General features: G+C 37.2%; 16 protein-coding genes. 4 read left to right on the plus strand and 12 right to left on the minus strand.

Going from position 1 to position 17,645, the window contains the following annotated elements; all coding sequences use genetic code 11:
* Positions 1-4: 4 nt before the first annotated feature.
* From NAT51_RS06420 to recR, 3 genes are all read right to left on the minus strand, one after another.
* A complete protein-coding gene (locus tag NAT51_RS06420) occupies positions 5-2,461 on the minus strand; it encodes a polysaccharide biosynthesis tyrosine autokinase (protein ID WP_250596717.1) in 2,457 nt (818 codons plus the stop codon).
* 5 nt (positions 2,462-2,466) lie between these two features.
* Positions 2,467-3,258: a polysaccharide biosynthesis/export family protein gene (locus tag NAT51_RS06425; protein WP_250596719.1), complete on the minus strand. Its 792-nt coding sequence runs from the start codon at positions 3,256-3,258 to the stop codon at positions 2,467-2,469.
* 74 nt (positions 3,259-3,332) lie between these two features.
* Entirely contained in the window at positions 3,333-3,953 is a 621-nt protein-coding gene (gene recR / locus NAT51_RS06430; RefSeq protein ID WP_250596721.1) for a recombination mediator RecR, read from the minus strand.
* 154 nt (positions 3,954-4,107) lie between these two features.
* Here recR and NAT51_RS06435 point away from each other — a divergent pair, with 154 nt between their 5' ends.
* Positions 4,108-5,604: a sodium:solute symporter gene (locus NAT51_RS06435; protein WP_250596723.1), complete on the plus strand. Its 1,497-nt coding sequence runs from the start codon at positions 4,108-4,110 to the stop codon at positions 5,602-5,604.
* 150 nt (positions 5,605-5,754) lie between these two features.
* Here NAT51_RS06435 and NAT51_RS06440 read toward each other — a convergent pair whose 3' ends face one another.
* Entirely contained in the window at positions 5,755-6,111 is a 357-nt protein-coding gene (locus NAT51_RS06440) for a CoA-binding protein (protein WP_250596725.1), read from the minus strand.
* A gap of 110 nt (positions 6,112-6,221) precedes the next feature.
* Here NAT51_RS06440 and NAT51_RS06445 point away from each other — a divergent pair, with 110 nt between their 5' ends.
* Together NAT51_RS06445 and NAT51_RS06450 are read left to right on the plus strand one after the other, a co-directional pair.
* Complete coding sequence (locus NAT51_RS06445) at positions 6,222-6,848, plus strand: MarC family NAAT transporter (RefSeq protein WP_250596727.1); 627 nt, start codon at positions 6,222-6,224, stop codon at positions 6,846-6,848.
* 595 nt (positions 6,849-7,443) lie between these two features.
* On the plus strand, positions 7,444-8,382 hold the full coding sequence (locus NAT51_RS06450; protein WP_250596732.1) for a hypothetical protein: 939 nt from the start codon (positions 7,444-7,446) through the stop codon (positions 8,380-8,382).
* 75 nt (positions 8,383-8,457) lie between these two features.
* On the opposite strand, the gene ctlX is transcribed toward NAT51_RS06450, so the two are convergent.
* From ctlX to NAT51_RS06465, 3 genes are all read right to left on the minus strand, one after another.
* On the minus strand, positions 8,458-9,393 hold the full coding sequence (gene ctlX, locus NAT51_RS06455) for a citrulline utilization hydrolase CtlX (RefSeq protein ID WP_250596734.1): 936 nt from the start codon (positions 9,391-9,393) through the stop codon (positions 8,458-8,460).
* A complete protein-coding gene (locus NAT51_RS06460) occupies positions 9,394-10,350 on the minus strand; it encodes an arginase (protein WP_250596736.1) in 957 nt (318 codons plus the stop codon).
* A 114-nt stretch (positions 10,351-10,464) separates the two neighbouring features.
* Complete coding sequence (locus tag NAT51_RS06465; protein WP_250596740.1) at positions 10,465-11,748, minus strand: citrate synthase; 1,284 nt, start codon at positions 11,746-11,748, stop codon at positions 10,465-10,467.
* Between the two features lie 312 nt (positions 11,749-12,060).
* On the opposite strand from NAT51_RS06465, the gene NAT51_RS06470 reads away from it, so the two are divergent.
* On the plus strand, positions 12,061-12,753 hold the full coding sequence (locus NAT51_RS06470; RefSeq protein WP_250596742.1) for a hypothetical protein: 693 nt from the start codon (positions 12,061-12,063) through the stop codon (positions 12,751-12,753).
* A gap of 68 nt (positions 12,754-12,821) precedes the next feature.
* On the opposite strand, the gene eno is transcribed toward NAT51_RS06470, so the two are convergent.
* The 5 genes from eno to rpsD form a co-directional block, all read right to left on the minus strand.
* Positions 12,822-14,114, minus strand: coding sequence for a phosphopyruvate hydratase (gene eno, locus NAT51_RS06475; protein WP_250596743.1), 1,293 nt, complete (start codon positions 14,112-14,114; stop codon positions 12,822-12,824).
* Positions 14,115-14,216: 102 nt separating this feature from the next.
* Positions 14,217-15,326 carry a glutamine-hydrolyzing carbamoyl-phosphate synthase small subunit gene (carA, locus tag NAT51_RS06480; protein ID WP_250596744.1) on the minus strand — a complete coding sequence of 370 codons (1,110 nt, stop codon included), beginning with the start codon at positions 15,324-15,326 and terminating at the stop codon, positions 14,217-14,219.
* Between the two features lie 85 nt (positions 15,327-15,411).
* Positions 15,412-15,894, minus strand: coding sequence for a 50S ribosomal protein L17 (rplQ, locus tag NAT51_RS06485; protein ID WP_250596746.1), 483 nt, complete (start codon positions 15,892-15,894; stop codon positions 15,412-15,414).
* A 62-nt stretch (positions 15,895-15,956) separates the two neighbouring features.
* Positions 15,957-16,949: a DNA-directed RNA polymerase subunit alpha gene (locus tag NAT51_RS06490; protein WP_250596747.1), complete on the minus strand. Its 993-nt coding sequence runs from the start codon at positions 16,947-16,949 to the stop codon at positions 15,957-15,959.
* A 23-nt stretch (positions 16,950-16,972) separates the two neighbouring features.
* Positions 16,973-17,578, minus strand: a complete 606-nt coding sequence (rpsD, locus tag NAT51_RS06495) for a 30S ribosomal protein S4 (RefSeq protein WP_250596749.1) — start codon at positions 17,576-17,578, stop codon at positions 16,973-16,975.
* Positions 17,579-17,645 lie beyond the last annotated feature (67 nt).

Here is a 17,645-nt window from a genome sequence, read left to right on the forward strand (position 1 = left end):
TCATTTATTTTTTAAAAAAGTTATCGAAAAACTCTTTAATTCTGTTTCTTTTTTCCGGAACATCAAGATATCCTTCACCGTATGCACCATAGCCGTACCCATAACCATAGCCATAGCCGTAACCATAACCATATTTTGCTTTATTTTCAAAACCGTTAAACAGGATGCTTATGTTATCCAATTCCCCTCTTTTGTGCTTATTATTTACCAAAGTCAGCATATCCTTTTTAGTAACATTTTGCCTAACCACATAAATTGTTGCATCACAATATTCGGTTAACTCAAGAGCATCAGACACTAAACCAACCGGAGGTGTATCCAAAATCACATAATCATATTTTTGCTTCAGATCTTCAATCATTTGCTTCATACTTTCTCCCATGATCAATTCGGAAGGATTTGGAGGTACAGGCCCGGATGTTATCAGGTCCAAATATTCGATTTCCGTTTTTAAGGTAATCTCTTCAAGACTTTTCTGTCCGATCAAATGATTTACCACACCTACATTGTTATCGTATCCGAAGTCCTGGAAAATTTTCGGTTTTCTTAAATCGAGACCTACAATCACTGTTTTCTTTTCACTCAAGGCAAAAACAGTCGCTATATTCATGGAACAGAACGTTTTCCCTTCACCACTGATTGATGATGTCAGCATTAACACCTTAGAACCTGCCTGTTGTTTTTTGTACATAAACTGCAAGGATGAGCGTACAGCCCTGAAGCTTTCAGCCAATGCCGATTTTGGCTTTTCAAATACCGCCAGATTGGAATTCGTGTGTTTTTTACCAATAACACCAATAACAGGGATTTTTGTTTGTTTTGCTATATCTTCGGTATTCTTAATGGTATTATCCAACAGTGTCATCACGAAAATTATCAGAAGCGGAGCCAGTAATCCCAACAATAAGGCGAGTACGTAATTCACACTTGTTTTGGGCCCAATTAACCCACCACCAGTGTCTTTTGCGGGATCTATAAACTGGATATCCGATAAATTGGCAGCACGCACAATATCAGCTTCGCTTCTTTTTTCAAGGAATGTATTGTAAATACTTTTATTTAGATCGTATTTACGGTTAATTTTTACCAATTCCTGTTGTTGTTCGGGAAGTCGTTTAATGTTATATTCTGCAACACTGATTTTCCGGTTGATGGAACCTAAATCATACTGCATGGATGCTTTCGCGGCTGCAATATTTTCCAATAATACTTTTTTCAAGGCTTCCATTTGTACATCGAAGTCCTTGAATTTTTTATCATTTTTAATCGTATAGGCCATTTCTGCCCTCTCTGCAGACAGATTAGTCAACTTAGCGACATTTGACACAATATTCGGATCCTCGATTCCTGCTACCGAGGGAGCCGGTAAACGTGAAAAATCGCTATTACTCACCAAATAATTTTTAAGTGTATTGTAATAACTTATTTTCCGGTCCATCAAATCTTTTTCAACATCCAAATCGGTTAATTGGGCTGTAAATTTTTCACCGCCTGCTTCCACTTCGTAGATATTTTTGCCTCTGCTGAAATCTTTCAACTCAGCTTCTGTATTTTTCAATTGGCCTTCCATTGCAACCAATGTACTGTCGATGAAATCAATGGTATTTGCAGCAAATTGGTTTTTCAGCATCAACTGTCTTTTCATCAAAACATTAACTGTTCCGTTCAGGTAATCCACCATACGGGTTTTGTTAGTTCCCGAAAGATTAAGCCTTACAATGGAACCAGCCTTAAGATCATTTTCAACATCGATTCCCTGATAGCTGGCAACCACACTGTTAAAATCTGCAAAACGGATCATAAACTTACCGTTATCATAAAAACCTGGATTTTTCACCAGACGCAGTTTAAGGTTTAAAAAAGGAAGTGCAATTTGCTGTCCGATGCTGTATTTCCTTTTGAACTCACCAATTGGCACATTAGTTTGGGAATGTTCATCTGTCGCATAGTTATACAATGCTGCTTTTGATTCTTCAAACGGAATGGACAATTCAAAATCTTTGCTATTCAGGAAATGAACGGTAATCAGTTTACCGTAAAGCTGCGGAAGGTTCTTATTCAGTTCAACCGAGAAAGGCACTTCACCGTAAGCATCTTCTATATTGTATTTTCCTTCGCGCAGGTACTCAACATAGTACTGTAATTCTTTTACAACATCTTCATTGTGGGAACGGGATTTTATCGTTGTCATCAGGGTACTTACCTGATCAGATGTACCTCCCCAGTTGAAGACTAAACTTGTATTTGAAGTAAAAAAAGGATTATTTTCTTCTTTATAGGCTATCGTGGTTGACATCCCATAAATTTTCTGTTTTCTGATATTTACCTGATAAGCGATGGTAAAAGTGATCAATAAACTAATCAGAAACCAATACCAGTACCCAATGATTTTATAGAATAACGCCTTAAAATCGAAGTTGCTTTGTGATTCGAAAAAAGTAAAATCTTTGGTATCCAGCATCCTGATTAATTGTTTTTAATGATTAAATATGTCGTCAGCACCAGAGAAAGCGCACTAAAAATAGTAGTAAACGATTGCAGACCATTTGTCCCGACACCCCATGTTTTTTGCTTTAACGGTTTGATATAAATATAATCGTTAGGCTGAATGTGGTAATAGGGTGATTTCATTACATCCACACTGGTTAAATCTACCGAGTGGATTTCAGTTCCGTGCGGGTACTGACGAATTAACACCACCTCTTTTCTGTTACCTACCAATGTAATATCACCACTATTGGCTACAGCTTCAAGAATGGTCACTTTATCCTGAAATAAGGTTTTTGTCCCCGGAGAGTTTATTTCACCGTTAATGGTGTAAGGCAAACCTGCCAATTTAACCGTAACAAAGATATCTGCTTCTTTATTGAAATAATTTTCAAGGAGTTGTTTTTCTATTTTCTGTCTGATTTCTTCAAACGTAAGTCCCAAAACCGGAACTTCACCTAAAACGGGAATGCGGATACTACCGTGATCATCAACTGTAAACCCGTCAAAATAAAAAGACTGGGCATCGGTAGCCAGATCATTACTTGGAGAAGGATTGAACATTTCCACCAACTTAGGATCCAATGCCTTAATTCTTATACTCACCACATCTCCAACTTTAAGGCGGTATGGTTTTAAAGCAACTTCCTGTATGGTTGTTGCTTGATTTTTTGAATTGGCATCCTGAATATACACCAAATCCTTATTTGAGATACACGAAGTCATTAAAAAAATTGACAAAATCCCAATAAAAATATATATTTTACTCATTATTAGCTAGTATTTCCAAAAAACAAATATAGTTGTTCATTCCCAAAAAAGAAACCATAAAACGATTAAATTCATTAAATATTGCGCAATGAATTTTCAAAAGGAATTCTGTTTACGATACTTCTTCCGAGTGTTATTTCATCGGCATATTCCAATTCGTCCCCGACTGAAATCCCTCTTGCAATTGAAGAAGTTACTACATCTGTGTCTTTAATTTGTTTATAGATATAAAAATTAGTGGTATCCCCTTCCATGGTGGAACTTAAGGCAAAAATTATCTCCTCTGTTTTTCCTTCTTTAACTTTTAACACAAGCGAAGTGATATTCAGCTGGCTTGGCCCTATTCCGTCGATAGGTGAAATTTTCCCTCCCAGCACATGGTATATCCCTTTAAACTGGCCTGTATTTTCAATAGCCATTACATCCCTCACATCTTCAACAACACAAATCACCTTATGGTTGCGGTTTGGATTTGCACAGATTTCACAAACTTCCACATCGGAAATATTATGACAGCTGCGGCAGAATTTAATTTCTTCCCGCATCTTTGTGAGCGCCTCAGCCAGGAAACCCGTTTGCTCTTTAGGCTGTTTTAGCAGATGCAATACCAGACGCAAAGCAGTTCGCTTTCCTATTCCGGGTAATTGCGCCATTTCACCCACGGCTTTTTCCAAAAGTTTAGACGAAAATTCCATGGCACAAAAGTAGTGATTTTGATGATTATATTTTTAGATTTTCAGACTTTGATGAGAATCCCCATCCCGATTTCACTTTTTACAAATAAACAGGCAACCCAATCGGCAAATTGACAATTTTTCGTATTTTGGCACTTCTAAAATTTTATCACAAATGAGTCCATTTGCCATTTTATCACTGATTGTTGTTTATTTCGGGTTATTGTTTTTTATCTCCCATATTGTAAGTAGAAAAAACAGTGATAATGATACTTTTTTCAAAGCCAATAAAAACTCGAAGTGGTATTTAGTTGCTTTTGGGATGATTGGAACGGCATTATCCGGTGTAACGTTTATTTCGGTGCCGGGTGAAGTGGGCAATCCCGATTTACAATTCAAATATTTCCAGTTTGTTTTAGGAAACGCCATAGGCTTCATTATTGTTGCTACGGTCTTACTCCCGTTGTATTACCGGATGAACTTAACTTCGATTTATGGTTATATCGAACAACGCCTTGGTAAAATAAGCTATAAAACAGCCGCTACCATATTTCTTATCAGCCGTACCATTGGATCATCATTCCGATTATATCTGGTAGTCATTGTTTTGCAGCGTTATGTATTTGATTATTATGGCGTCCCGTTCACGGTTACTGTATTCTTATCGCTTTTACTGATTTTTGCCTACACTTACAAAGGAGGGTTGAAAACCATTATCATCACCGATACTTTACAAACATTCTTTTTAGTTTCTTCAGTATTCCTGACTATTATTTTCATTTGCAAAAGTTTGGATTTAAGTTTTCTCCAGGCATTTGAAACCGTAAAAGAAAGTCAGTACTCTAAAATATTCTTCTTTGATGATTATTTAAAAGGCAATTATTTTTGGAAACAAATCTTCGGCGGAATATTTGTCACTATTGCCATGGTTGGACTGGATCAGGATTTGATGCAGAAGAACTTAAGCTGTGCCAACATTGGTGAAGCACAGAAAAACATGTTTACTTTTACCGGGATATTTGTTATCATTAACATCTTCTTTTTGAGCGTAGGAGCTTTATTATACCTATACGCTACCAAAAACGGTATTGCCGTACCGATGGTTGATGATGTTGCCAGGACCGACTTTTTATTCCCTGAAATAGCATTAAAATCATTAGGATTGATTCCGGCGATTGTATTCTTATTAGGACTTACAGCCGCAACATTTGCCACAACCGATTCGGCACTGACTGCCTTGACCACTTCATTTTGTGTAGATTTCCTGGGAATGGAAAAAAATGAAAACGCCAACAACCCCAATATTGTAAAAACACGTCACTTAGTACACATCGGGTTTTCGTTTTTGATGTTTTTAGTAATTGTTTTCTTCAATGCCGTAAACGATGCTTCGGTAGTAAAAATGATTTTTAAGATTGCTTCATACACCTATGGACCGTTATTAGGACTATATACTTTTGGTTTGTTTATGAAATCGAAGACCGTGAATGACAAGCTCGTTCCTTTTGTGTGTTTGGTTTCACCGGCGATTTGCTACCTGATTTCCGCTTATTCTTCGGAATGGCTGGGCGGGTATACCATTGCAGAAGAATTAATTATCATTAATGGTTTAATCACATTTATCGGATTGTTGTTCATCAGCAAACCGGCAACGGGAGAAACACGATTTTAATTACGGGTCCTAGCCCCGATAGTCTCGTTCCGAAGGCCCGAGAGTCATCCTTTTATTGCTTTACTCTTTTTCGACGAGCATCCGGCCATAGGGCAATAAAAGATAAAGTGATCTCGTCTTAAGGACGAGAGGGAAAAGCTTCTAAAAAAACTAAAACTGGTTAATCGAGAGCAACACCAACGTACAGGCTGCTTCGTACGGAATGTTATTTTGTTCCAGAAGTTTATATAATTCATGATTTTCGGTGCCGGGATTGAAGATGACACGCTGCGGTTTTAAACTGACAATATAATCGTAGTAATCCTGTTGATGCAAAGGATTGACATATAATGTAACTGTATGGATATCTTTCAAATCCGGGAAACCCGTCTGGATTTGCACAGAAGCCACTTTATCGTCATTGCGTCCGATTGCCACAACTTCGTGGTTATGATCCAATAATTTATTGACGGCTAAAAAAGAATAGCGTTGCGGGTTTGACGAGGCACCTATAACTAATGTTTTCATTCTGCTTTTTATTATATCATAAAATTAGTACATTTAAACTTATAAAAACCCTAGCTTAACAATACTTTCATATTTGGAAGCACTTCAAGAGCTACTTTTGCAAAAAAACTATGGATTTATTCTTTTACATTTTCGCCGCTTTATTTTCGGTATTGAACCCAATTGGTGCCATTCCTGTATTTGTTGGACTCACAACCGGTTACACCAGAGAAGAGTTATCAAAAACATCACTATGGACAGCAATCAATGTATTTATCATTTTGATTGTGGCCTACTTCATGGGTGAATATGTATTGCGTTTTTTCGGGATTAGTCTTGAAGCATTGCGAATTGCCGGCGGTTTGATTATTGCCAATTCCGGTTTTGGGTTGTTATCCGGTCAGGTGAAGAAGCGCAAAGGAATTAACAAAAAGGTAGAAACCGAGGCACAGCAAAAACACGCCATTGCGTTAACACCTCTAGCTATGCCCCTATTAGCCGGACCCGGTTCGATTTCCTTATTAATTGCTTTTTACCAGGAACACAACAACTGGATTGCCATGTCGATAGCGATAGGAGCAATATTAGCCGTAGCCGTTTCTATTTATTTCGTCTTGCGAAGCGCTAATTATCTTGTAAAATATCTGGGCGAATCAGGGATTGTGGCCATTTCAAGAATTGTGGGCTTTTTCGTAATTGCTATTGGTATCCAATACATCGTTAATGCTTTAATCAAGATTATTCAGGCGAATTTTTGATTAGATTGTTAGATTGTCCGATTATCAGATTGTCCGACATTAGACTTTCAGATTAATGAATTATTAAAGTAATTAAGAATAATTCATACTAAGACCATTACACTCTGAGTAACAACTAACAAACCTAGTACGGAAGCGAAAAATCCCCGTGCGGAAGCAAAAAGTCCCCGTGCGGAAGCGAAAAGTCTCCGTGCGGAAGCGAAAAGTCCCCGTGCGGAAGCAAAAAGTCTCCGTGCGGAAGCGAAAAGTCTCCGTGCGGAATCGAAAAGTCCCCGTGCGGAAGCAAAAAGTCTCCGTGCGGAAGCGAAAAGTCTCCATGCGGAAGCAAAAAGTCTCCGTGCGGAAGCAAAAAGTCTCAGTGCTGAAACAAAAAAACTCCGAGCAGTGGCAGGCATTCATCACCTACAATTAAAACTTCAGGGAAAGCCATTATCTAATGAAGAACAAGTGGAATTAACCCATTAACCATGTTGGTATTTTCCAAATTCAAAACAGACAGAAAAAACTTCCAAAAAAAGCAAACCCATAATTGTCTCTTATTGTTAAAAAGGTATATTTGCCGGAAAATATCTATATTATTTCCGCAGTACAAACCATGAAAAAAAACATCAGATTAACATTTGCTTTTTTAGCATTAGCCAATTTATCTTCATTTGCCCAACTTAGCACCGGTGCCGGAGGAGCAACATCCATTTTACCCAATTCACCTACAACCAACACCAATGTAGGAATTGGCACCAATACACCAAATGCAAAACTTGAAATCCCGGCCCTTTTAAACGGACAAACCTTCACTGACTTCAATGATGGTTTTAAAAAATCATTACTATTAAACATTGGAGCCTACAGAGATGGTTATTTCAGACTATTGACTTTTGCTGACATGCCTTCTTCAAATGTAAAACCCAATGCTGAAACATGGTTTTCCATAGAAGACCGAAATGATGCAAACAGATTAAGACATCATGCAGAAGCTAACGGAGCCAGTAGCTTTACAATAAATGACAAAACACAATCAAATGTTTTCTCTGTTTATGAAGATGGAAGCAACGCCTTTTTTGACTTAACAAAAACAGGTTCCTATTTAACTGTAGGTGGGAAAGCCGTATGGCCGGTTGCCCATAATTTCTGGGTAAAGACCGGTTCATCATGTTTTGAAGGAAATGTATTCATGAACACCAATTTAGGAATTGGAACCAGCAATTTTACCGATGGGGCAAATACCTATAAACTTTCGGTAAAGGGAAAAATCAGAGCTGAAGAAATTAAGGTTTACAGTACTTGGGCGGATTATGTATTTGCAGACGAATACCAACTTAGACCCCTGAGCGAACTGGAAAAATTCATCAAGGAGAACAAACACTTACCAAATGTTCCTTCAGCAAAAGAAGTTACCGAAAATGGTTTAGCACTTGGTGAAATGGTTAAAGTTCAACAAGAAAAAATAGAAGAATTAACTCTTTACATTATTGACCAAAACAAAAAATTAGAAGAATTAAGAATGCAGGTCAATGCTTTGTTAAACAAAAAGTAAGAACATTTTAAATTTTAACAATTATAAAAAAGCCCAATACTAAATAGTGTTGGGCTTTTTTAATATGATTATTTTTTATTCATTAGGAAGGAAGATTTCCGCCATCATGCAGCGGGCACTACCGCCGCCGTATTTTTCTATTGTTTCGATATTTGAGCTAATAATTATAGCATGCTTTTCAAGCTGTTCGATTTGCTTTGCAGTTAAAGACAAACGTGCCTGTTCGCTCATCACCAGATACTTTTCATTGTTGGCACCCAATACTTCCAGCATGTTCCCTGCGAATTGGCCCACCTGTTTTTCATTGATCAGTAAAATTTCTTTTCCGTCTTGGCGTAGATTTTCCAGAACATTTTTGCGTTCGGTTTTATCATCGATACATTCGGCACAAACCACAGCAAAGGTATCCCCTACACACATCATCACATTTGTATGATAGATTAGTTCACGCTTATCATTGACCGTTTGGCAGGCATTAAAGATAACCGGAGTAAATTCGAAATCTTCACAAAACTCGATAAACAATTCTTCATCGGCCCGGGGTGACAAAGCGCAGTATGCTTTCCCGTTTGCCCTGTCCAGCACCATACTTCCGGTTCCTTCCAGATATACCTGCTCTTCTTCCGCTTCGGAATAATCCATTACATTTTCGATAACGAAACCTTTATCCTCTAATATATCCAGAATATCCTCGCGGCGTTCCTGACGTCTGTTTTCGGCAAACATAGGATAGATGGCCACATCCCCGTTTTCATGAAAAGACACCCAGTTATTTGGGAAAACACTATCGGGCGTATCGGTATCAGTCGTATCTTCCACGACAATCACATTCACACCGACTGATTTCAATTTATCCACAAAAGCATCAAATTCCTGTTGGGCCTTTGCGTTGATTGCAGCCGGCAACATACCGTTTGATTCCTTTTGGTAGAAATTATTCACCTTGGTTTCCTCATTCATACGGAACGAAACCGGTCGGATCATTAAAATTGAATTCGTTATTTGTTGCATTTATTTCTTTTTAATTACATCGGTAATAGCTTCTACGATATCCAGCGTTATTTCGGCCATGGTATTTTCCTTTTCGTCCAGACATGGGTTAACCTCTACGATTTCCATGCAGGCTGTTTTAGGATTTTGAGCCAGCGCTATCATTAAATCTTTAGCCTCCTGCGGGGAAATTCCGTTAGGAACAGGAGTTCCCGTCCCATGAGAAGTCATATCCGGGTCCATTGAATCGACATCAAACGTCACATAAATGATATCACAATTTTTCAGTCGTTCATTGATACCTTCTACAATTTCAGCCACACCCTGTGTGCGTACATTGTTTACGGTAAACCACTTGATTCCGTATTTACTGATTATGGCCTCTTCCTGCTCTTCCGTATCACGGACAGCCACATACACCACATCTTCCGGTTTTACTTTTTGGGTAATACCCCCGACATTTTTCAATTGGTTCCAAAGCGAAGCCGTTTCGGCATCCACTTCATTGATTTTACACTCCAGGTTATCCTCGTTCATAACTGAAGCTAAAGGCATACCGTGCATATTACCCGAAGGCGTTGTATAAGGCGTGTGGATATCGGCATGCGCATCGATCCAAACCGCCCCGATACGTTTATCAGGGAAAGCAGATTTTAGTCCGGAGATCGTTCCACCTGCAGAACCGTGATCGGCAGCCAATATAATCGGGAAAGAATTATTATTTATGATACCGGCAACTTTAGTATTTAGTTCCTGGTAAACGGAAAGGAGTCCGTCTATTCTTTTAGCGAAAGGATATTTTGTGGGTTTGTCCAGATATCCGTTAGAATTAGCAATTTTTTCGAGAGCGTTTTCACCAAAAAGGTAGCTCTCCTTTTTCCTGGCAGCGGTGATAATTGCATCTGGCCCCAAAGATGCACCACGCGTACCGGCGGTAATTTCAGATTTGTTGATTAAAAAAGTAACGTTAGTACTCATAAAGCTTTTATTTGATTGAAATACAGCAGAAACTGTCCAATCTGTTTGTTTGCGGACAAATATAAAAAAAAGCTTCTCTAAAAGAGAAGCTTTCTTGGTATTAAATTTTCAAAATTATCTTTTATCCATTGGAACGAATGGTCTTAAAGCGTAACCTGTATAAACCTGGCGCGGGCGTCCGATAGGTTCTTTGTTGATACGCATTTCTTTCCATTGTGCAATCCATCCAGGAAGGCGTCCGATAGCGAACAATACCGTGAACATATCCGTAGGGATTCCTAATGCGCGGTAGATGATACCTGAATAGAAATCTACGTTAGGGTATAATTTTCTATCTACGAAATAAGGATCAACCAAAGCGGCTTCCTCTAATTGTTTTGCAATGTTTAAGATTGGATCGTTTACTCCTAATTCAGCCAATACTTCATCTGCTGCTTTTTTAATGATTTTTGCTCTTGGATCGAAGTTTTTGTAAACTCTGTGTCCGAATCCCATTAAACGGAAATCATCATTTTTATCTTTTGCTCTTTCCAATGCTTTTTGCGCATCACCACCATCTTTTTGGATTTGCTCTAACATTTCCAATACAGCTTGGTTAGCACCACCGTGTAATGGTCCCCATAATGCAGATACTCCTGCAGAGATAGAAGCAAATAAACCGGCGTGAGATGAACCAACGATTCTTACTGTAGAAGTAGAACAGTTTTGTTCGTGATCAGCGTGAAGGATAAACAATTTATCCAACGCATTGATAACCGTTTTGTTTGTAGCGTAAGGACCTGTAGGCAATGAGAACATCAATTTCATGAAGTTATCCACATAACCAATGGTGTTATCGTAGTAATTTAATGGGAATCCCATCATTTTACGGTACGTCCAAGTAGCAATAACGAGGAATTTACCCATGGTTTTACAGATTGCCTCATACATTTCTGCTTCGTTTTCCACATTTACCACTTTCGGGTTGAATGCAGTCAAAGCACTAGTCAATGAAGATAAAACACCCATTGGGTGAGCCGTTTTAGGAAAACCATCAATGATGTTTTTCATTTCTTCGTTTACCAATGTGTATTTACGGATATCGGTTTCGAATTTTTCAAGCTGCGTTTTTGTTGGCAACTCTCCGAAAATAACCAGGTAAGATACTTCAAGAAAATCAGCTTTTTCAGCAAGTTCCTCGATAGCATATCCTCTATAGCGAAGAATACCTTCTTCACCATCAAGGAAAGTAATATCACTTTTACAAGAACCCGAATTTTTATACCCCGGATCTAAGGTGATCGCGCCTGTTAAGGCACGTAGTTTCTCAATGTCGATAGCGGGTTCGTTTTCGCTTCCTACAATCACCGGAAACTCATACTTATTGCCATCGTACTCTAATATCGCTGTTTTTGACATAATGTAATTTGGGAATTAATCTAAATTATATATTTTAACAAATTTATGGAAAACTGTGCGAAATAAAAAAGTTTTACTGAAACGTTTTCGTTAAATCTTCAACAAAAAACAAAAACCTTGCAATTCTATATCTGTAAGACTTTTACAAAAAAGTTTAGAATTAGTTCTTATATGCATTCCCCAAAAATTTGACCTTAAAAAAAGACAACAACTTTATTATCAGAAAAATAACACTATAATATACTACCTTTGCAATACAACCTTTATCTTCTGTAGCTTTATATTATGCATTCTATTGAAAAGCAGACCAAAATGAATGTTCTGAAATCACATCTTGCTTTGTATATAATTTTTGGAATTCTATATTTCCTTTCCACTATTATGGATTGGACATATGTATCTTATTTCACCAAGCCTTTATTCATTGGAGCCATTGGTTTTTATTATCTGGAAGAGAGCAAAAAAAACATCAATTATTACAATTGCATTATTTTAATTTTATTTTTTCTTTCAGGGATAATAAATTTACTGGAAGGCTTTGATTATTTAATTTATGTTTTATTCTTCAACTTTTTAGCCTACTGCATGTTATTATTACAAGTAAGTAAAAGGTTAAGCCATAAAAAACTACGTAAGATTGAAAAAGAAAATTACACCTCAATTATATTAACGTTCATTTTTTTAGCCTGCCTGTTATATATTTCCATACTTATTGTTTTTGACAGCTCTTTTGAATTACACAAAGTGATTGTGGTATATGACTCCGTTTTAATTACTTTTGTTTTCTTCGCTGCCTTTAATTATGTTACCAAGCTCAATCAAAAGAATACTTTTTTAATTCTATACGCATTGATTATTGTGATATGCGAGCTTTTTTACGGCATTTACTACTATTATTACCAATTGGCATTTCTTCGCTACACCAGTATTTTTTGCTATATCATCTCTTTTTATTTTTTGACACAGTACTTTTTAAAAGAAAACAACACTAAGATTGAGAAATGAAACATAATTCAACAAAAATACCCGCCAACTTTTTGAGTTAACGGGTACCTATATTTATCAAAAACCTTTTATTTCACTTTAAAAGCTCTCGCTCCGGGAAAGTAAGCTACATCCCCTAATTCTTCTTCGATGCGTAATAATTGGTTGTATTTTGCCATACGGTCAGAACGCGAAGCTGAACCGGTTTTGATTTGGCCACAATTTAATGCCACCGCTAAATCAGCAATTGTATTATCTTCTGTTTCACCTGAACGGTGTGACATTACAGAAGTGTAACCTGCATTATGCGCCATATTAACTGCTGCGATTGTTTCAGTTAATGTACCAATTTGATTTACCTTGATCAAAATTGAATTTGCGATACCTTCGTTGATCCCTTTTGACAAACGTTCCACATTCGTTACGAATAAATCATCACCTACCAACTGAACTTTATTTCCGATTTTATCAGTTAAATATTTCCATCCGGCCCAGTCATCTTCGTACATACCGTCTTCAATTGATACGATTGGGTACTTAGAAGCTAATTCTGCCAAATAATCTGCCTGCTCCTCAGAAGTTCTTACTTTTCCGGTTGCACCTTCAAATTTCGTATAATCGTATTTACCGTTTACATAGAACTCAGAAGCCGCACAGTCTAAAGCGATTTTAATATCATCTCCGAAAACATATCCGGCATTTTCAACTGCTAATTTGATAGAATCCAAAGCGTCTTCGGTTCCTCCGGCTAAATTTGGTGCAAAACCACCTTCGTCTCCTACTGCTGTCGATAAATTTCTGTCATGCAATACTTTTTTCAGGTTATGGAAGATCTCCGTTCCCATTTGCATAGCATGCGTAAACGAAGTTGCTTTCACCGGCATAATCATGAATTCCTGAAAAGCGATAGGTGCATCAGAGTGCGAACCACCGTTAATGATATTCATCATCGGAACCGGCAATGTATTTCCAGACACTCCGCCCACATAACGGTATAAAGGCAAGCCTAATTCGTTAGCAGCAGCTTTGGCAACTGCCAATGAAACCCCAAGGATCGCATTAGCTCCAAGTTTAGACTTATTTGGAGTACCATCCAAATCAATCATGATTTTATCGATCAGGTTTTGTTCAAAAACAGATGTTCCTAGCAAAGCCTCAGCAATAGTTATATTTACATTTTCAACAGCTTTCAAAACTCCTTTACCCATGAAAGCCTTACCTCCGTCACGTAATTCAACAGCTTCGTGCTCTCCTGTTGAAGCTCCTGAAGGAACAGCCGCACGTCCTAAAACACCACTATCTGTTACTACATCAACTTCAATTGTAGGATTTCCTCTTGAATCAAGAATTTGTCTTGCGTGTATTTTTATGATGATACTCATAGTTTTATTATTTTTTGTTTATAATTTTCAACGAATTACAAATTTATCCAATCTGTAGAAATGACAATCTGATAAAATCCGAATGTTATTAACGATAACGTTTTAGTTCTTAGCCGATTTGATATTTTCGATAAACTGATCAAATAAATACGACGAATCGTGCGGTCCAGGACTTGCTTCCGGATGGTATTGCACTGAAAAACAATTTTTATTTTTCATGCGCATCCCAGCAACTGTACCGTCATTTAGATGAACGTGTGTAATTTCCAATTCAGGATGGTTATCCAATTCTTCCTTATTAACGGCAAATCCATGATTTTGAGATGTAATTTCACCTTTACCGGTTACTAAATTCTTAACCGGATGGTTTATCCCCCTGTGACCATTAAACATTTTATAAGTAGAAACTCCGTTAGCCAAAGCAATTACCTGATGACCTAAGCAAATTCCGAATAAAGGATGGTTGTTTGCCATAATTTCTTTAGCCACATTGATAGCGCTCTCTAAAGGATCAGGATCACCCGGACCATTAGAAAGGAAATAACCATCTGGATTGAATGCTTTCATATCAGCATAAGATGCATTATAAGGAAACACTTTAACATAACAATCTCTTTTTGCCAGGTTTCGCAGAATATTTTCTTTAATTCCTAAATCTAAAGCTGAAACTTTATAAGTAGCGTTTTCATCACCGTAGAAATAAGGTTCTTTGGTAGAAACTTTTGAAGCTAACTCCAACCCGTTCATATCCGGCACATTTGCCAATAAAGCTTTCAATTCATTTACCGGAGTACCATCTGTACAGATTACTGCATTTTGCGCACCGTTATCACGGATATAAGACACCAAAGCCCTTGTGTCGACGTCAGAAATACAGATTAAGTTTTCCTTTTGGAAATAATCAAACAAGTTACTTTCTGAATCGGGTCTTGAGTGGAAAGTTGAGAATTTTTTACAAACCAATCCTGCAATTTTAATCGATCCGGATTCCACTTCCTGAGTATTAACACCATAATTTCCGATGTGGGCATTAGTAGTCACCATGATCTGACCGAAGTAAGAAGGATCGGTAAAAATTTCCTGATAACCTGTTGTTCCGGTATTAAAACATACCTCTCCGAATGTTTTTCCTGAAATACCGATTGATTTTCCGTAAAAAATTGTTCCGTCTGCCAGTAATAAGATTGCAGACTGTGTGGTTGTGTGTTGCATTGTAGTTTAAAGTTTTGCAAATTTATTCAAAAAAAAAGGATAAACTAAAAAGTTTATCCTTAATATTTATGAAGTAAGATTCATATTATTCAGCGCTTTCAGAAGATTCTTCAGTAGCAGGGGCTTCAGGAGCAGATTCAGCTTTTTTAGCTTTTCCACCACGACGGCTTTTTGCTTTCTTAACTTCTTTTTTACCACCGTTGTATAACTCGTTGAAATCCACTAATTCGATCATCGCCATATCAGCGTTATCTCCTAAACGGTTTCCTAATTTAATGATACGAGTATATCCACCCGGACGATCACCTACTTTAGCAGCTACATCTCTGAATAAATCAGTTACAGCGTATTTGCTTTTCAAGTATGCGAAAACGATACGACGGTTGTGAGTAGTATCTTCTTTTGACTTTGTAATAAGCGGTTCAACGAATTGTTTAAGCGCTTTAGCTTTAGCAACAGTAGTGTTAATACGTTTGTGCTCGATAAGAGAACAAGCCATATTAGCCAACATAGCTTTTCTATGTCCTGTCTGTCTGCTTAAGTGATTGAATTTTTTTCCGTGTCTCATGACATTGCTTTTAGAACTTCATCTTGCTACAATCCTCTTTGGAGAGCAAAATATGAAGTTAATTATTCTTTATCTAATTTATATTTTGACAAATCCATTCCGAAAGTCAAATTCTTGTTGGCTACTAATTCATCAAGCTCTGTTAATGATTTTTTACCGAAATTGCGGAATTTCATTAAGTCATTTTTATTAAACGATACTAAGTCGCCCAACGTATCAACTTCAGCGGCTTTTAAGCAATTTAATGCTCTTACTGACAAGTCCATATCAACAAGCTTAGTTTTAAGCAATTGTCTCATGTGTAATGACTCTTCATCGTAAGATTCAGTTTGAGCAATCTCATCAGCCTCTAATGTAATTCTCTCATCAGAGAACAACATAAAGTGGTGAATTAATACTTTAGCAGCTTCGGTAAGAGCATCTTTAGGGTGAATAGATCCATCAGTTTTGATTTCGAAAACTAATTTTTCATAGTCAGTCTTTTGCTCTACACGGAAGTTTTCGATAGCATACTTCACGTTCTTTACCGGAGTAAAGATTGAATCTGTAAAGATCGTACCGATTGCAGCGTTTTGTTTTTTGTTCTCTTCTGCAGGTACATATCCTCTACCTTTTTCGATAGTAATTTCCATATTAAGGTTTACTTTACTATCAAGGTTACAAATTACCAATTCAGGGTTTAACACTTGAAAACCAGACATGAATTTTTGGAAATCACCAGCAGTAATTTGATCTTTTCCTGTGATTGATATTGTCACAGCTTCGTTATCAATATCTTCAATTTGACGTTTTAAACGTACTTGTTTCAGATTAAGGATAATTTCGGTAACATCTTCAACAACACCGGAAATAGTAGAGAATTCGTGATCAACACCTTCAATGCGTACAGATGTGATAGCATAACCTTCCAATGCTGAAAGTAAAACTCTTCTAAGTGCGTTACCAACAGTCAATCCGTAACCTGGTTCAAGAGGTCTGAATTCGAATTTTCCTTCGAAGTCAGTAGAATCGATCATGATAACTTTATCGGGCTTTTGAAAATTAAATATTGCCATAAATTTTCGACTGATGTCAATTATTATTTGTTGTACAATTCGACGATTAGTTGTTCCTTGATGTTCTCAGTGATTTGGATTCTCGCCGGAACTGATACGAAAGTACCTTCTTTAGTATCATTATTCCAAGTGATCCACTCATAAACTTGAGAAGCACCAGCTAAAGAACGTTCGATAGCCTCTAATGATTTAGATTTTTCACGAACAGCAACTTTGTCACCAGGTTTTAAATGGTAAGAAGGAACGTTAACCACTTCACCATTTACAGTAATATGTCTGTGAGTTACAATTTGACGTGCAGCTCTTCTTGAAGGAGCGATACCCATTCTATAAACTACGTTATCTAAACGAGCTTCACATAATTGTAAAAGGATTTCACCAGTTACACCTTTTGAAGCAGCCGCTTTTTCGAATAAGTTTCTGAATTGTTTTTCTAAAATACCGTAAGTATATTTAGCTTTTTGCTTTTCCATTAACTGGATAGCGTATTCAGATTTTTTACCTCTCTTTTTAGCCAAACCGTGTTGTCCTGGAGGGTAATTTCTTTTTTCGAAGGCTTTATCATCTCCGAAGATTGCTTCGCCAAATTTACGAGCAATTTTTGTTTTTGGACCAGTATATCTTGCCATTTTAAAAATTTTTAAGGTAGAGATTATGAATTCAGGTCGGTATCCTCCGATAATCTGTGTTCTACCT

Origin of the sequence: Flavobacterium amniphilum, from assembly GCF_023634845.1 — a bacterium.
GTDB classification, from domain to species: domain Bacteria; phylum Bacteroidota; class Bacteroidia; order Flavobacteriales; family Flavobacteriaceae; genus Flavobacterium; species Flavobacterium amniphilum.

What these genes read in the sequence shown, in the direction of transcription:
- NAT51_RS06470 (WP_250596742.1), top strand. Translation starts at nt 12,061, where the DNA reads ATGAATGTTCTGAAATCACATCTTGCTTTGTATATAATTTTTGGAATT.
- carA (WP_250596744.1), bottom strand. Translation starts at nt 15,326, where the DNA reads ATGCAACACACAACCACACAGTCTGCAATCTTATTACTGGCAGACGGA.
- NAT51_RS06435 (WP_250596723.1), top strand. Translation starts at nt 4,108, where the DNA reads ATGAGTCCATTTGCCATTTTATCACTGATTGTTGTTTATTTCGGGTTA.
- ctlX (WP_250596734.1), bottom strand. Translation starts at nt 9,393, where the DNA reads ATGCAACAAATAACGAATTCAATTTTAATGATCCGACCGGTTTCGTTC.
- eno (WP_250596743.1), bottom strand. Translation starts at nt 14,114, where the DNA reads ATGAGTATCATCATAAAAATACACGCAAGACAAATTCTTGATTCAAGA.
- NAT51_RS06445 (WP_250596727.1), top strand. Translation starts at nt 6,222, where the DNA reads ATGGATTTATTCTTTTACATTTTCGCCGCTTTATTTTCGGTATTGAAC.
- rpsD (WP_250596749.1), bottom strand. Translation starts at nt 17,578, where the DNA reads ATGGCAAGATATACTGGTCCAAAAACAAAAATTGCTCGTAAATTTGGC.
- rplQ (WP_250596746.1), bottom strand. Translation starts at nt 15,894, where the DNA reads ATGAGACACGGAAAAAAATTCAATCACTTAAGCAGACAGACAGGACAT.
- NAT51_RS06465 (WP_250596740.1), bottom strand. Translation starts at nt 11,748, where the DNA reads ATGTCAAAAACAGCGATATTAGAGTACGATGGCAATAAGTATGAGTTT.
- NAT51_RS06490 (WP_250596747.1), bottom strand. Translation starts at nt 16,949, where the DNA reads ATGGCAATATTTAATTTTCAAAAGCCCGATAAAGTTATCATGATCGAT.
- NAT51_RS06440 (WP_250596725.1), bottom strand. Translation starts at nt 6,111, where the DNA reads ATGAAAACATTAGTTATAGGTGCCTCGTCAAACCCGCAACGCTATTCT.
- NAT51_RS06420 (WP_250596717.1), bottom strand. Translation starts at nt 2,461, where the DNA reads ATGCTGGATACCAAAGATTTTACTTTTTTCGAATCACAAAGCAACTTC.
- NAT51_RS06425 (WP_250596719.1), bottom strand. Translation starts at nt 3,258, where the DNA reads ATGAGTAAAATATATATTTTTATTGGGATTTTGTCAATTTTTTTAATG.
- recR (WP_250596721.1), bottom strand. Translation starts at nt 3,953, where the DNA reads ATGGAATTTTCGTCTAAACTTTTGGAAAAAGCCGTGGGTGAAATGGCG.
- NAT51_RS06450 (WP_250596732.1), top strand. Translation starts at nt 7,444, where the DNA reads ATGAAAAAAAACATCAGATTAACATTTGCTTTTTTAGCATTAGCCAAT.
- NAT51_RS06460 (WP_250596736.1), bottom strand. Translation starts at nt 10,350, where the DNA reads ATGAGTACTAACGTTACTTTTTTAATCAACAAATCTGAAATTACCGCC.